The following is a 15,818-nucleotide window of genomic DNA, read 5'->3' on the forward strand; positions in this document are numbered from 1 at the left end:
TCAGCTCAATGCAATGAGCTGACGCGTATACTCCTGCTGCGGTGCTGCAAAGACGCGCCGACACTCACCCTGCTCGACAACCTCTCCCTGACGTAAAACAATCACCTGGTGGCATAGCGAACGAATGACTTGCAGGTCATGGCTGATAAAAATATAGGCCAGATGATGCCTTTGCTGTAACGCTTTCAGCAAGGCCAGTATCTGGGCCTGAACGGTGCGGTCAAGTGACGAGGTCGGTTCATCCAGTACCATGAGCTGAGGCTTCAGAATGAGCGCTCGCGCAATCGCGATACGTTGACGCTGCCCGCCGGAAAATGCTGACGGATAACGATTTCGGGTTTCAGGAGCGAGCCCCACCTCGTGCATAACCTCAATCACTTGCTGCTCACGTTCCTCGCGCGACAAGGCAGGTTGATGCACCTGTAATCCCTCTTCAATAATCTGCAACGCCGTCAGCCGAGGGTTTAGCGCAGAGTTAGGATCCTGAAACACCACCTGAATACGATGGCGCAGCGGCAGCATCTGCTGACGCGTCCAGCCCTGAATCGCCTCGCCATTAAAACGGATATCTCCTTGTGACGCGATAAGCCGCAGCAGCGCCAGGCCCGTGGTACTTTTGCCGGATCCCGACTCGCCAACCAGCCCCAAGGTTTCACCCGTTCGCAGCGAAAAACTGACGTTATTCAGCACCCGATTATGGTCAACGATGCGGCGCAGAATGCCCTTGCGAACAGGGAAGGCGACGCAAAGCTGATTAACCTCAAGCAACGGGGCGGCATCGGGCAGCAAGGCTACGGGTTCTCCGGCGGGCTCGCTGTCGAGAAGTTTACGCGTATACGGATGGGCTGGTGCGGCAAACAGCGCACTGGCGCTGTTTTGTTCCACACAACGGCCGTTTTGCATCACCGCGACCCGGTCGGCCAACTGGCGAACAATACTCAGATTATGGGTGATAAACAGCATCCCCATATTCAGCTCGACGCGCAGTTCGCGCAGCAGTTGCAGGATTTGTGCCTGGACGGAGACGTCCAGCGCGGTGGTGGGTTCGTCGGCAATCAACAGCTCCGGGCGCGTGAGCAGCGCCATGGCGATCATGACGCGCTGACGCTCACCGCCAGAAAGCTGATGGGGGAAATCCGACAGCCGTTTTGCCGCATTGCGGATCCCCACGCGGTCCAGGCAATCAAGGATTTCGCCACGTGCGGCCTCTTTGCGCATGCCTCGGTGCAGCGAGAGCACTTCATAGAGCTGTTTTTCCAGGTTATGCAGCGGATTTAGCGACACCATGGGTTCCTGGAAAATCATGGCTATGCGGTTGCCGCGTACGCTACGTAGCATCTGTTCGTTGGCATGCAGCAGTGATTCGCCGCGAAAGCGAATGTCGCCACTCGGATAGCTGGCCGGGGGCTCTGGTAACAGGCGAAGTATGGACAGCGCCGAAACGCTCTTACCGGAACCGGACTCACCCACCAGCGCCAGCGTTTCTCCGGCATCGATCGACAAAGACAAATCGTTGACTACGGTGGTGCTGACGCCTTGCTGACGAAAGGCGATGGACAGGTTGTCGATTTCTAAAAGAGGGGGCTGCATGTTATACCGCCTTAGAAGGATCGAATGCGTCACGTACCGCCTCGCCGATAAAAATCAGCAGCGACAGCAGCACGGCGACGCAGAGAAAACCAGCAATCCCAAGCCAGGGCGCCTGTAAATTGTTTTTACCCTGCAACAGCAATTCTCCCAACGACGGTGAGCCGAGCGGCAGACCAAAACCGAGAAAGTCCAGCGAGGTGAGGGTCGTAATGGAGCTGCACAGAATAAACGGAATAAAGGTTAATGTGGCGACCATCGCGTTGGGCAGCATATGGCGCAAAATAATACTGCGGTCGCTCACGCCCAGCGCCTGCGCTGCGCGGATATAGTCAAAATTGCGGGTACGTAAAAACTCCGCCCGTACCACGCCGACCAGCGACATCCAGCCAAACAGTACGGTAATGCCCAACAGCCACCAGAAGTTGGGCTGCACCACGCTTGAGAGCAAAATAATCAAAAAGAGCGTTGGCATGCCCGACCAGACTTCAATAAATCGCTGCCCCCATAGGTCAATGCGTCCACCGTAATATCCCTGCACGGCGCCAACTACCACGCCCATCACGCTGGTGCAAAGGGTGAGGATTATCCCGAACAGCAGCGAAATACGGGTGCCATAGAGTATACGCGCGACCACATCACGACCGTTAGCGTCGGTGCCTAGCCAGTTTTGTCGAGAAGGCGGTGAGGGGAAGGGGGTCGCGGTGCTGTAGTTAATACTGCTGGCGCTAAAGCGGATAGGTGCCCACAGTACCCAGCCGTGCTTGTCTAATTGTTGCTGTAACCAGGGATCCTGATAGTCTGCGGCGGTGGCAAATTCGCCGCCGAAGGTCTTTTCGCTGTAGCTTTTCAATACCGGCGAGTAAAGGCTCCCCTGATAGCTCACCAGCAGTGGACGATCGTTGGCGATAAGCTCAGCGCACAGGCTACAGATGAAAATCAGCGCAAAGATCCACAGCGACCAGTAGCCGCGACGATTATGGCAAAAACGCGCCCACCGCGCTTGATTCACGGAACTCAGCGTCATCTTAGCGGCCCTCAAAATCAATGCGTGGATCAACCAACGTGTAGCTGATATCGCTAACAATATTCATCAGCAGCCCGATGAGCGTGAAAATGTACAGCGTGCCGAACATCACCGGATAGTCGCGGCTGACCGTGGCCTCATAGCCCAGCAAACCCAGGCCATTTAACGAGAACATCACTTCAATCAGCAGGGAACCGGTAAAAAACATGCTGATAAAGGTGGCGGGGAAGCCGGCGATAACCAGCAGCATGGCGTTGCGAAAAATGTGTTTCCACAGGATCTGCTTTTCACCGACCCCTTTTGCCCGTGCGGTTACCACGTATTGTTTGCGGATCTCATCAAGAAACGAATTTTTGGTGAGCATGGTGAGCGCCGCAAAACCGCCAATGACCGTTGCCAGCACCGGCAGCGTAATATGCCAGAGGTAATCGGTGATTTTCAGATACCACGGCAGCGTGTCAAAGTTGGCTGATATCAGGCCACGCAGTGGGAAAATATCGTAATAGCTGCCGCCGGCGAAAAAGACGATCAGCACAATCGCAAATAAGAACGCCGGAATGGCGTAGCCGATAATAATGCCGGTACTGCTCCAGACATCAAAACGACTGCCGTTATACACCGCCTTGCGAATACCCAATGGAATGGAGACCAGATAGATAATCAGCGTGCTCCATAAGCCCAGCGAAACCGAGACCGGCAGACTTTCTTTCATCAGCTGCATCACCGACGCATTGCGAAAGAGGCTGTTGCCAAAATCAAAACGCAGGTAGTCGCCCAGCATTTTGAAATAGCGCTCATGAAGCGGTTTATCAAAGCCGTAGCGCTTTGTTATCTCGGCAATCACTTCCGGGTCGAGGCCGCGTCCTCCTCGATATTGGCTTTCCGCAATATTGCTCAGGCCGGCCCGTGATTGTCCGCCGCCCATACCGCCTCCGCCGGGTAAACTGCTCTGTTGGCCGAATTCCACTGCCGCAATCGCCTGGTCAACCGGGCCGCCGGGAGCAATCTGAACAATGAAAAAGTTGAGCGTAATAATCGCCCACAGGGTCGGGATGATAAGTAGCAGACGGCGAATTAAATAGGCACCCATGCTCTCTCCTTAGCGTCGGGCTGCGGGCAGTTTTGCCGCTTTATTAACGTCATACCACCAGGTGTCAAAGCCGGGCGCATCGGTGCCGGAGCTGTAGAGCGGGTGTACGTTAGGGTAGGAAAACTTGTCCCAATAGGCGATTCGGCTACCGGACATAAACCACATCGGCAGCATGTAATAGTTCCAGGTGAGAACCCTATCCAGCGCGCGTCCCAGCGGGATTAGCTTTTGCTGATTGCCCTGCTCGCGAATTATCTGCTTTATCAAGCTGTCGATGGCAGGACTGGCAACGCCGGGAGAGTTATAGGTCGAGTTGATGTATTCCGATGACCAGGAGATCTGCAAATCTGAGCTTGGCCACGGCATGGCGCGCCAAAGGCGGGGCATCATATCGTAATCACGCTTACGCATGCGGTTGGTGACCTGGGAGATATCCACCTGGCGCACGTCCATGGTAATTCCCAGCCGACGAAGATTATGCTGGAACGGCATCACCCATTGGTCATTACCGCCGGAGGGAAGCAGCAGTTCAAAGCGCAGCGGCTGACCGGTCTTTTCGTTCACGCGCTGCTGGCCTTTCAACACCCAGCCCGCTTGGGTCAGTATATTACCGGCTTTCAGCAGGTTCTCTCGGTCATAGCCATCGCCATGCGAGGTAGGCGGTTGATAAATGGAGGTGAAGACCTCCGGCGGTAGTTCGCTTTTAAGCGGCCCCAGCAGCGTCAGTTCGTCAGCATCGGGGTAACCGCGTGCGGCATACTCGGTATTTTGAAAATAGCTGTTAGCCCGGCTATAAGCGTTGTAAAACAGCGCCTTGTTCATCCATTCAAAATCAAACGCCATGCCAACGGCTTCCCGCACCCGGCGGTCGGCAAAGACTGGACGCTGAATATTAAAGGCCAGCCAGCGGGTATCCTGCGCGGCACTATTCTTCTGCTCATCTTTAGTGATAAAACCGCTGGTGAAGTTTTTGCCGATATAGCGCGTGGCCCAGTTTTTAGCGCTACTTTCTGTACGCACATCGTAGGCGCCAGCTTTAAAGGCTTCAAACGCGACGTTATCATCAAGATAATAATCGTAGCGCAGCGTATCAAAGTTCCAGCGCCCACGGTTAATGGGCAAATCTGCTCCCCAGTAATCCTTCACGCGGGAGTAAACGATGTACTGACCCATTTTCCAGCCGCTGATGCGATAAGGGCCGCTGGCAAGGGGCGGCGTGCTCAACGGCTCGCTGAGCTTATGATCCTTCCAGAACTTTTCCGGCAAGATAGGCAGGGTAAACAGGCCCAACATATCCTCTTTACCGGGCTTTGCCAGCACAATACGCACAGTCAGTGGGGCGATAGCGCTGACCGTGGTGCCTTTATAAATCAGGCGAAACTGTGGCACGCCCTCGGTCATAAACTTATCAAAGGTAAAAGCGACATCGCGGGCGGTAATTGGGCTGCCGTCATGAAAGCGGGCGCGTGGATTGAGCGTCAGCTCAACCCATGAATAGTCATCCGCGTAACGAGCGTGTTCGGCGACCTGTGGGTAGTAGCTTCCGGGCTCATCGTCGGAAGTGGTAAATAGACCGTCATATAGCGAGTCAGTACGCACAGCGGCGTTACCGCGTAGGGCATAGCGGTTAAAGTTGTCGAAGGTGCCTAGCGCCGCAAGCGTGACGTCACCGCCTTTGGGGGCCGCAGGATTGACGTAATCGAAGTGATCAAAATCGATGGCGTATTTCGGTTCACCAATGACGGCAAACGCATCGCTCTCTTTTATTGTCTGGGCCTGAAGGGGCAAGCTGAACACCATCAGCAGGGTAATACAGATATGCGCTATGCTCACGACTCGGCTACCCCGCTTAAACATATTGATTGGGCTCGACTTTTACTCAGGAATAGTAAATGACCTTCCTTCACTTGTGAAATACTTTGCCGGCTTACGATGTTCGGCTATCAATTCCTCAAGCGTCAGTGGGCGGCTTATCAGATAGCCCTGGAGATAGTCGACGCCGTGTTCGCTAAGCCAGCTTGCCTGCTCCTGCGTTTCCACACCTTCAGCCACCGTCACCAGATTCAGACGCTGGGTGAGGGTTAACACGGCATCCAGCACCGGTGACGTGATCGTTTCCCGGCCGATCGCATTCACGAAACCACGGTCGATTTTCAGATAGTCGAGCGTAAAGCGCTCAAGATAGATAAGCGCGCTGTGGCCGGTGCCAAAGTCGTCAATGGCGATCTCAATGTTTTCACCGCGCAACCAGGTAAACAGGCTCATCGCCTTTTCCTGATTGAGCATGTCGCGCTCGGTAATTTCGAGCACCAGCTGGAAGTAGTTGTCTGGCAGGCTGGCGGCAAATTGGCGGATATCCTGTTGGAAACTTTCCGCAACCAGGTGGCCTGGCGCAATATTGACGCCAAGTTTCGCTCCCGGCGGCAGTATCTCTTTTAGCGTCTGTGAATCACGGGCAATTAACTCGAATAAATGCCGGGTCAGCGGGACAATCAAATTCTGTGCTTCGGCAAAGCTAATAAACGCGTCCGGGGGTATATTTCCCGCCGACGGGTGCGACCAGCGCATCAGCGCTTCCACCCCGCCAATTTGCTGATTCTTTGCATCGACGACCGGCTGATACACGACATAAAACTGCTGCTGCTTGATGGCCGAGAGGATCTCTTTGCCGGGCCGGGAATGAATTGTCCGTATATAGAAGCATAATAGGCCGCCAATCGTCCCGCAGGCGAGCCCGAGCAGGATAGAAAACAGCAGGTTATCTGTCGCCGTTGCGCTGCTATAGAGATAAACCTCCAGCGGTACGCCTTTTATCTTCACATGTCTTACCGCCGTGTCGGTAATGGCGGAGAGGGGCTGAGGTTTAGAGCTAAAGGTCGAGATGGCGGTTTTACCGTTGACCACCAGCGCGACGCCGTTATAAGGCGTCTGCCTGGATGAGTATACCCAGGGCATCAAATTGGCGTTAATCGAGGCGAACACCCCGCGATTTTCCAGCAGCGGGCTTTTCACCCACAGCACAAAGGCGGGGGTGGCGGGCATCATCGGCGTGCCGGCTAAAATGCCCATCACATGGTTTTTGCTCAGATCAAGATCGGGCACTAAATCTTTGAGCGGCAGGTCCATTGGCCCGGTGGCTGAGGAACAGAATGCCGTATGGTCATTGACTAACAAAAAGGCCCGAACGTTCATGCTAAAGGCGGCACGAGCGGTTAATTCAGAGGAGACATCTTCGCAGCGATCGAGCGTCAGGGGTTGCAATGACTCCATCGTCACCAGAATCTGACGGAAGTAGTTATCGAGATAGCTTTGCAGGCCGGAAATGGTGTTGTCGTATTGAACGGCGCGGCGGTGGTGAAAGATGGAAAACTGCAAGACCCCTGCAATAAGCGCAATCAGTAAGCCTGCGGCAATACTGATGAAGATAGTGCGGCGGTTTGCCAGTCTTTCACGAGTAAACATACTACTTCTCTATGCTACGGAACTATAAAGAAAAGAATACTGATGAAGCATAAAAAAAGCACTGCCTGAGCAGTGCTTTTTTTATGCTTGCCGTCAGCCAAGGGAAACCGACGGTAAGCGGCATTACGAACGACTCAGGACGCGGCGAGCTTCGTTGTAACGTTTTTTCCAGTACGGCTCATTCATACTAGAGATCGTCACACCACTGCTGGTGGAAGCATGAACAAACTGGTTGTTGCCGATGTAAATTCCAACGTGACGCCCGGTAGAGCCTGCGCGGAACAACACTAAATCGCCGGTACGAAGCTGGCTGCGTGAAACTGATTTGCCTGACTCACGCTGTTCTGAGGTTGAACGTGGAAGTTCTAAACCAAATTGTTCACGGAAGGTACGCTGTACAAAACTAGAACAATCAATGCCACGCTTGGTGTCGCCGCCCAGACGGTAACGGACACCTTTCCATCCTGCGTATTGATCCATCAGACGGGATTTCACGTCGAGGTTACGCACCATGGTTTCAAATTCATCCTGAGAGGCTTGCAGTGAAGAAGTGTCTTCGCTACCCACACCATGCGTCTCAGAATGCATGTTCTTAGCGGTATTACTGGTGGTACTACATGCAGAAAGCAGAACCGCGACTGCTACTGCTGGAATCGCTCGCAAAATATATCTCAAAATCGGCTGAGATTTGACCATGTTAGTTGTTTTCCCTTGAAGTCCTTAACGACGGCGTCGTTATAAAAAATGCCAAACGCGTTTGAGACTAAATACACGCAATCAATGAGACAATTCTTTGAATTCAGATTTGTGGTGTAGCGCACAAATTTTTATTAGATAACAGAATAATTGCTCTTTGAAACGACAAACGCAAACGAGAGTACCTTAACGAAAGCGGCATTGCGAGCGGTTTTGGCTGATTTTTTATAAGAAATAGTGATACGCAAAGTTTAAAAATGAGAATGGCCAAAATTACGCTGTTGGCTGTGCAAAAAACAAGCAACTCATTCATATTTCACGTGAATATCATGACGAAAAAATGACAATAATTGAGATAGATATAAAAAACATTCAGAGGGCAATAACCCTCTGAATGATGTCGCAGAACGAACGCTTATTTTTTGGGGGCTTTCAGTACCCTTAAAGAGGGTAAATTTCGTTCAAATAGGGCGACGATTTTATCGCTTAACGGCGTCAATAGAATCCATGGTACGCCGATAAGTACGGAGGTCAGAGAACCGACGGAGATATCGGTAAACCAGTGTGCGCCGATCATGACCCGCGGAAAGGCAAAAATCACGAAAATAGCCAGCGCGATAGCGAAGGCTTTCTGGCCAAAATAGCGCCACATGAAGGCGGCGAATATCAGCAGCATCATACCGTGATCGCCCGGGAAGCTATCCCGTGAACCATCTTTGGTCTTAAACGAGATAACGTCACTCACCCGATGGGCGCCCGGAACAGACAGTGACGGGCTGCTGCGTGTCACCGGGATAAGATGCTGTGCCAGCTGGTTGACGAGCACCGCCGACAGCAGCATGACCAGTCCGATACCGACGATGCGACGTCGACCGGCGGTGTCCGCCTTAAGCCAGAAGCTCAGCATCAGGCAGCCCATCGCCAGCAGCGCGCAGCCGTCAAAAGCGCGGTTGTTGATGACGGCTAAAAAACCGGCGTAGGTTAGGTTGCCTGCGCTAATCCCGTGGTTAAAGAAGCGGAAGATGGTGGTATCCACCACCGACCAGATGCCGTGATTTACGGGGATAAACCACGACATAAATAGCGCCACTCCGGCGGCGTTAAGGGCAATAATCAAAGGAAAGCGTGTACGCATCATCATCTTCACAGCAAGGAGTCTCGCTGGAACATTAGCGGTTTTACCCTAAACGAAGTTTCAACAGTGCCGATTGGAGGTTATTCCAGTCCGTTTCCGTATCGTTTATCAACTCCACACGGCTATCGGGCGGCGCGACGTTCTGGGTTTCAATATGCAAATCGGCACCCTGGCGGTTGATGCGAACGAGCCCTTCAGGGATGCGCATTACGGCTTTCAAACGCGTGACCGGGGCCAGGCGCGCCCACTCCAGCAAACCGATGGTATCAAACTGGGTATCGGCATCAAAAATCCAGCCGCAGGCATGATAGCCCTGACCCTGGTTAACGCTGCGACGCCAGCGCTGATGCTCCGGCAAACTGAGCGCCCCCAGCCCTTTATTCGAGGGATGGGAATGGCTGTGCGCGGCGCTTGCCGCAAGTTCGGTGAGGTTAAGGCGCGGCATATCAAGCAGCGCGATATCAATATTACCCTGCGTGGCATAAACGTGCAGGCGTTCAGCGCCATTTTGCTGCCACCAGTCATCCATTGCCTGCTGGCTTTCCGGCGTGGCGCGGTCGGATTTATTGCTGACGATAATATCGGCCGCGGCAAGCTGGTCGCGGAAGTTTTCATTATTGACGATTTTATCTTCAAGCAGCTGGCGCGGATCGATCACGCACAGCGTGGCGCGTAGATCTATCCACGGTTCATAAACCGGCGCGGTTAACAGGTCGAGGATTTGTTTCGGGTGGCCTAGGCCGGTTGGCTCAATCAGCAGACGGTCAGGTTTGCCCTGGCGTAACAGAGTGTTTAATCCCACCTGCATCGGCAGCCCGTTGACGCAGCACATACAGCCGCCGGGAATCTCCTTAAGCAAAGCACCGCTATCGGCCAACAGCGCGCCGTCGATGCCGACTTCGCCAAATTCATTTACCAGCACGGCCCATTTTTCGTCGGCAGGTTTATGCGCGAGCAGGTGGAGAATTGAGGTTGTTTTCCCGCTGCCGAGAAAGCCGGTGATCAGATTGGTTTTAGTCACGAAAACTCCAGAGCATAAAGAGTGTATACGTGACAACTTTATCCTGGCGAAAACGTGACGCAAAGCGAAGGTTTACGGTGAGCCAAACGGCGTTGACTCACCGAGGGGAAATTGGCTTAGCCGTTAAGCGCGTTCAGCAGCGCCTGACGGGCACCTTGCGTAACCAGCGTCTGCCATGCGTCTTTAATAGCCTGCACAAACTGCGGGTTAGCGGGCAGGTCGCGACCGAAAACTTCCTGCAAGGTCAGCAGTGCTTCAACGCGGCTGTCGTCGTGACTGTTTATCACCAGAGCGTGAATTTTTTCTGCCAGCGGATCGCGGATATCAATGGCGTTTCCGGCATCATCCGTGCCGCTGACATAGCGCATCCAGGCAGCCACGCCCAGCGCCAGCAGCGGCCAGGGAGTGCCTGCTTTCAGATGAATACGGATACCGTCTAGCAGTCGCTGCGGGAGCTTTTGGCTGCCGTCCATGGCGATTTGCCAGGTGCGATGCTGTAATGCCGGGTTACTAAAACGCTCAATCAGACTGTCAGCATAGGCATTGAGATCGACATCGGTGATGCGTAGCGTCGGCGCCTGTTCCGCCATCATCAGATGGCGCGCGGCGCGGCGAAATGAGGCATCCTGCATGCAGTCGCTAATGTGCGTATAGCCCGCCAGATAGCCCAGATACGCAAGGAACGAATGGCTGCCGTTGAGCATGCGTAGCTTCATTTCTTCCCACGGGAGCACATCATTGACCATCTGCGCACCTACGCTGCCCCAATCGGGACGACCGGCGACGAAATTGTCTTCGATTACCCACTGAATAAACGGTTCGCAGCTAATCGCGCACGGATCTTCCACGCCCAGCTCGCGGGTGATTTCCGCCAGTGAGTCTTCGGTAGCGGCGGGAACTATACGGTCAACCATGGTGCCGGGGAAGCTGACATATTCAGCAATCCAGCTTGCCAGTTGTGGGTCGCGCTGCTTAGCCATATCCAGCACCGCGTTTTTCACCACGTGACCGTTGTCGGGGATGTTGTCGCAGGAAAGAACAGTAAATGCGGACAGGCCGCGTTCGCGGCGACGATGCAGCGCCTCCACGAGGATGCCGGGCGCAGAATGAGGTTCTGTAGGTGAGGCTAAATCGTGGATGATACGCGGCTGAGTCAAATCCAGATGCCCCGTGGCCGGATCAATGCAATAGCCTTTTTCCGTGATGGTTAGCGATACGATCGCCACCTGCGGCTCGCAGAATTTTTCTATAATAGCAGCCAATGAATCCAGCTTCGCGTTCAGACATTCCTTCACCGCCCCCACGATAATCGGTTGGTTGCCCGCCGCGCTTTTTTCCATCACGGTAAACAGATGGTCCTGTTGGCGCAGTTGACTCATCAGCACATCACCGCTGAACAGGCTGATTTCACAAATGCCCCAGTCGCCACCTTGCGCATTGAGTACCCGGTTGGTCAACAATGCCTGATGTGCACGGTGAAAAGCACCAAAACCGAAGTGTACAATGCGCGAACGCAGTTGTTGCCTGGCATATTGAGGGAACTGTACGTTTGCGGGGAGGGCGCTGGAGGCTATTGTCTTCATTATCTACACATCCGATTAACCATTAATTAACGTCGGCAGTGTAAAGTTATATGACAACAAATTAAATTGGTGTGCCGTATTTATCGCGTTAATGTGAGCTGGATCAATCAATACAGGCGGATTGTTTGACCGTTACAAATAAGCCTGTATGGTAGTCGTCATTAAAGACGATTTTATTGGTATAACAACTTTATTTGAGGTGAGGCAATGGAACAAACCTGGCGTTGGTATGGCCCGAACGATCCGGTATCTCTTGATGATGTGCGTCAAGCTGGCGCAACGGGTGTTGTAACGGCTTTGCACCACATTCCTAACGGTCAGGTATGGCCGGTCGACGAAATTAAACAGCGTCAGGCTGTGCTGGCTGAAAAAGGGCTGACCTGGTCTGTTGTTGAAAGTATTCCGGTTCATGAAGATATCAAAACCGGCTCCGGTGAGTACAAAACCTGGATTGCCAACTATCAGCAGAGCATTCGCAACCTCGCTGAATGCGGCATTGATACCGTGTGCTACAACTTCATGCCGATCCTCGACTGGACGCGTACCGACCTTGAGTACACGCTGGCAGACGGTTCTAAAGCATTGCGTTTTGATCAGATTGCTTTTGCTGCATTTGAACTGCACATCCTGAAACGCGAAGGCGCGCAGGCGGATTACACCGCTGAAGAGCAGCGTCAGGCGCAGGAATACTTCCAGGCGATGACCGAAGCGGAAGTCACCAAGCTGACTCGTAACATCATTGCTGGCCTGCCGGGCGCGGAAGAGGGCTATACCCTTGACCAGTTCCGTGCGCGTCTGGCGGAATACGATCACATCAGCAAAGATCAACTGCGTGAAAACATGGCCGTTTTCCTGCGTGCGATTGTACCGGTTGCGGAAGAAGTAGGCGTGCGACTGGCCGTTCACCCGGACGATCCACCGCGTCCAATCCTGGGTCTGCCGCGCATTATCTCAACCATCGAAGATATGCAGTGGCTGAAAGAGACCGTCGACAGTATTAATAACGGTTTCACAATGTGCACCGGTTCTTACGGCGTACGCGCGGACAACGATCTGGTGAAAATGATCGAGACCTTCGGCGATCGTATCCACTTCACGCACCTGCGCTCTACCTGCCGTGAAGAAAACCCGAAAACCTTCCATGAAGGCGCGCACTTACAGGGTGACGTGAACATGGTTGCGGTGGTTGACGCGATTCTGACCGAAGAGCAACGTCGTAAGAAGGCGGGCGATCTGCGTCCTATTCCAATGCGTCCTGACCACGGTCATCAGATGCTGGACGACCTGAAGAAGAAAACCAACCCGGGTTATTCGGCGATTGGTCGCCTGAAAGGTCTGGCGGAAGTGCGCGGCGTTGAATTAGCGCTGAAAATGACTAAGTTCCGCGATCTGCTGTAATCGAGCATTGCTCCTCACGCGCGCGTAGCCTTGGGCCTCGAGGTGCGCCGTGAGGGCGTCTCTGGCAGCAACAAAAAAGGACAGCCAAACGGCTGTCCTTTTTTATGGGTTACGAGCGGTGGTTTATCCCGGCATCGCATTCGCTCGGCCGGGCTACTAGTGCGCGATATCGTAGGCCTGATAAGGCGAAGCCGCCATCAGGCATAGCGGCGCACATTGCCGGATGGCGGCTTCGCCTTATCCGGCCTACACCCACCAGTAGTCCGGACGAGATGCGTCAGCATCGACTCCGGAGGGCGTCGTTAGTCCGCGCGGCACATATAGCGTTTTTCTTCGATATGAACGCGAATTTTCTCGCCGGTGGTCAGGTATTCAGGCACCTGAACGACCAGACCGGTGGTCAGGGTCGCAGGTTTGGTGCGTGAGCTTGCAGAAGCCCCTTTGATACCCGGTGCGGTTTCAGTGATTTCCAGATCCACCGTCTGCGGCAGTTCCAGCGCCAGAACCTGACCATCCCACAGCAGAACCTGCATATCCGGCATGCCGCCTTCCGGGATGAATTGCAGCTCATCAGCAATCTGGTCATGAGTGAAGATATACGGGGTATAGTCCTCTTTATCCATGAATACGTATTCGTTGCCATCAATATAGGAGAAGTCAACGAAGCGGCGGTTTAAGGTCACGGTATCAACCATGTCGTCGCCCTTAAAGCGTTCTTCCACTTTCAGACCGGTGCTGACGTCGGAAAAGCGCATTTTGTACAGCGTTGCCGCGCCGCGGGCGCTCGGTGACTGAATATCAATGTTTTTTACAATCAGCAGTTTGCCGTTGTAATTCAGCACCATACCTTTTTTGATTTCGTTCGCTCTTGGCATTGCAATTATCCTGTGAAAAAGGGTGTCAAAAATATCGCGTAAAAGTACTCGCGCCGGGCGTTTCAGGCAAGGGGAATTAAAGGCTTTTGCTATCTCTGACCAAAAGGTGGTACTGTGCGCCACAACTGACTCAACCCTCACACCCAGAGCCCGCGATGGAATGTCGTCCTGACTGCGGCGCTTGCTGCACTGCACCTTCTATATCCAGCCCCATTCCGGGTATGCCGCACGGCAAACCTGCCAACACGCCGTGTGTTCAACTAGATGAGCAAAAGCGTTGTAAAATTTTTGCGTCGCCTTTGCGTCCGAAGGTATGCGCCGGGCTGCAACCGGCGGCGGATATGTGCGGCGCAACCCGAAGCGAGGCGCTGACCTGGTTATTAAATCTGGAAGCGTTGACGGCGCCCTAAACGTCTTTAATACGGGCCAGACAGGCAATCGTGCTGACGCATAGCACCAGCGCAATCCAGAATACCGTGTGGTAGTTCCAGATTTCGGCGACCACGCCCGCCAGCGAACCGGCGATAATCCAGCCGACGCGGGAAGTATTGGCATACAGCGTGGTGGCTGAACCGGCTTGCCCCGGCATCAGATCCTGGAAATAAAGCATCCCAATCCCGCCCAGAATTCCGATATAGATGGCGTTCAGCAGTTGCATCGCCAGCAGCAGCGCCGGGCTATTGAAGGTCAGCATGCCTATATAGAAGATAAGACCTGAGACCGCCGCAATACGCATCAGGAAGCGTTTACCGAGGCGCTTAGCAAAATAGCCCGCAATCAGCATGGTAGGAATTTCAAGACCGGCAGCGGTGCCCATCATTACCCCAGCCAGCTTTTCCGGCAGGTGCAATTCGTTGATGATATACAGCGGCATATTGATGATATAGAGGCTGTTAGTTCCCCACATCAAGGTGCAAATAATAAACAGCAGCAGGGTATCTTTCCGGTTAGAGCGCGGCGCCTGAATGATACCGTTGGCCGATATTTTCTCTTTACGCATGGTCGGCAGGAAAAACCAGACCATCGCGCCACACACCACAAACGCCACCGCCGCCGACAGGTACATCACCGTGAAGCTAAACCCCATCGCGAGGGCATAAGCTAGCGGCGGGCCAATGACCCACGCCAGGGAGACCTGCGCGCGCATAATGGAGCTGAACATCACCGCTTCGCGGCCCGTTTTGTCGGCGTGCTCACGGGCGAGGGCGAACATTTGGGGGTTGGCGGTTGAGCCAAAGCTGCTGAGAAAAACGCCGATAAACAGCAACACAAAGTAGTTACGATTCCAGGCGAACAGCACGCAGGCCAGTACGCCCAGCAGACAACAGCCGACGATCAGATTTTTACGATCGCCGCGCTTATCAGAATATCCGGCCAGAAACTGGCTGACGAAAATGCCGATAATCGCGCTGCCGGTAAAGAAGAACCCTACCATCGCCGGACGAACGTGGACTTCATTACTGAGGAATAAACTCAGCGTTGGCGTCTGTAATGCGCCTGCGATACCGGTCAAAAACGCGACAATCAGAAACGATGACGACGTGAAATCAAACGAGCGCCGAGGGGCGGCAGCGGTACTGTTTTGCATGTTGTTTTATCGGTCATTTTAGGAGAGGCCGGGAGTTTACGCCGCGACTCAGAAAATGAACAGTAACCTAAATCAAATTAGGTACTGAAAAATAAAAAACCATTTCAAAAATTAGCTTACATCTTGCTGACGCCACTTCCATCCTCCCTGTTGAGCTTCAGCAGATGTGGCGATAATGCTAATGAAATGTGCTGTAGATCTGATTTTTGCGATCAAATCGCCTGCATAACTTGCAGGCTGATTAAGAAAGGCACAGTATTATTGAAACGTTTCAGCGTCGACTTCAGCTTCAGAACCGCTAAGTACGGCGTTTTTATCTCACGAAAGCTGAATCGATTCAATTCGAAGAGCGAGGG

At 53.4% G+C, this 15,818-nt stretch carries 13 protein-coding genes; 2 read left to right on the forward strand and 11 right to left on the reverse strand.

The window, feature by feature from the left end:
- The 9 genes from yejF to ACIPDS_RS09440 form a co-directional block, all read right to left on the reverse strand.
- A complete protein-coding gene (gene yejF, locus ACIPDS_RS09400) occupies window positions 1-1,590 on the reverse strand; it encodes a microcin C ABC transporter ATP-binding protein YejF (protein ID WP_400734910.1) in 1,590 nt (529 codons plus the stop codon).
- 1 nt (window position 1,591) lies between these two features.
- The gene (locus ACIPDS_RS09405; RefSeq protein WP_400734912.1) at window positions 1,592-2,614 is read right to left on the reverse strand and encodes a microcin C ABC transporter permease; all 1,023 of its coding nucleotides are present in this window, start codon (window positions 2,612-2,614) and stop codon (window positions 1,592-1,594) included.
- Window position 2,615: 1 nt separating this feature from the next.
- Complete coding sequence (locus ACIPDS_RS09410) at window positions 2,616-3,704, reverse strand: microcin C ABC transporter permease YejB (protein ID WP_166516197.1); 1,089 nt, start codon at window positions 3,702-3,704, stop codon at window positions 2,616-2,618.
- A gap of 9 nt (window positions 3,705-3,713) precedes the next feature.
- Window positions 3,714-5,504, reverse strand: a complete 1,791-nt coding sequence (locus ACIPDS_RS09415) for an extracellular solute-binding protein (RefSeq protein ID WP_400735572.1) — start codon at window positions 5,502-5,504, stop codon at window positions 3,714-3,716.
- Window positions 5,505-5,579: 75 nt separating this feature from the next.
- Window positions 5,580-7,166, reverse strand: coding sequence for a cyclic di-GMP phosphodiesterase (locus tag ACIPDS_RS09420; RefSeq protein WP_400734915.1), 1,587 nt, complete (start codon window positions 7,164-7,166; stop codon window positions 5,580-5,582).
- Between the two features lie 123 nt (window positions 7,167-7,289).
- Complete coding sequence (mepS, locus tag ACIPDS_RS09425) at window positions 7,290-7,862, reverse strand: bifunctional murein DD-endopeptidase/murein LD-carboxypeptidase (RefSeq protein WP_166516199.1); 573 nt, start codon at window positions 7,860-7,862, stop codon at window positions 7,290-7,292.
- A gap of 415 nt (window positions 7,863-8,277) precedes the next feature.
- Window positions 8,278-9,000 carry a phosphatase PAP2 family protein gene (locus ACIPDS_RS09430; protein ID WP_400735574.1) on the reverse strand — a complete coding sequence of 241 codons (723 nt, stop codon included), beginning with the start codon at window positions 8,998-9,000 and terminating at the stop codon, window positions 8,278-8,280.
- 40 nt (window positions 9,001-9,040) lie between these two features.
- Window positions 9,041-10,018, reverse strand: coding sequence for a CobW family GTP-binding protein (locus tag ACIPDS_RS09435; RefSeq protein ID WP_400734917.1), 978 nt, complete (start codon window positions 10,016-10,018; stop codon window positions 9,041-9,043).
- Window positions 10,019-10,134: 116 nt separating this feature from the next.
- Window positions 10,135-11,601 carry a mannitol dehydrogenase family protein gene (locus ACIPDS_RS09440; RefSeq protein ID WP_400734919.1) on the reverse strand — a complete coding sequence of 489 codons (1,467 nt, stop codon included), beginning with the start codon at window positions 11,599-11,601 and terminating at the stop codon, window positions 10,135-10,137.
- Window positions 11,602-11,808: 207 nt separating this feature from the next.
- Between ACIPDS_RS09440 and uxuA the strand changes: the two genes are divergently transcribed.
- Window positions 11,809-12,999: a mannonate dehydratase gene (uxuA, locus tag ACIPDS_RS09445; protein ID WP_166516202.1), complete on the forward strand. Its 1,191-nt coding sequence runs from the start codon at window positions 11,809-11,811 to the stop codon at window positions 12,997-12,999.
- A 302-nt stretch (window positions 13,000-13,301) separates the two neighbouring features.
- On the opposite strand, the gene yeiP is transcribed toward uxuA, so the two are convergent.
- Window positions 13,302-13,874 (reverse strand): elongation factor P-like protein YeiP, encoded by a 573-nt coding sequence (gene yeiP, locus ACIPDS_RS09450; RefSeq protein ID WP_166516203.1) that lies wholly within the window; start codon window positions 13,872-13,874, stop codon window positions 13,302-13,304.
- Window positions 13,875-14,029: 155 nt separating this feature from the next.
- Between yeiP and ACIPDS_RS09455 the strand changes: the two genes are divergently transcribed.
- Entirely contained in the window at window positions 14,030-14,284 is a 255-nt protein-coding gene (locus tag ACIPDS_RS09455) for a YkgJ family cysteine cluster protein (RefSeq protein ID WP_400734922.1), read from the forward strand.
- Here the strand turns inward: ACIPDS_RS09455 and setB are convergent.
- Window positions 14,281-15,462 (reverse strand): sugar efflux transporter SetB, encoded by a 1,182-nt coding sequence (gene setB, locus ACIPDS_RS09460; protein WP_400734924.1) that lies wholly within the window; start codon window positions 15,460-15,462, stop codon window positions 14,281-14,283. The two genes, ACIPDS_RS09455 and setB, sit on opposite strands and share 4 nt — an antisense overlap.
- Window positions 15,463-15,818 lie beyond the last annotated feature (356 nt).

It is taken from the genome of Kluyvera sp. NPDC087067 (genome assembly GCF_044745165.1).
In the GTDB taxonomy this organism is placed as follows: domain Bacteria; phylum Pseudomonadota; class Gammaproteobacteria; order Enterobacterales; family Enterobacteriaceae; genus Kluyvera.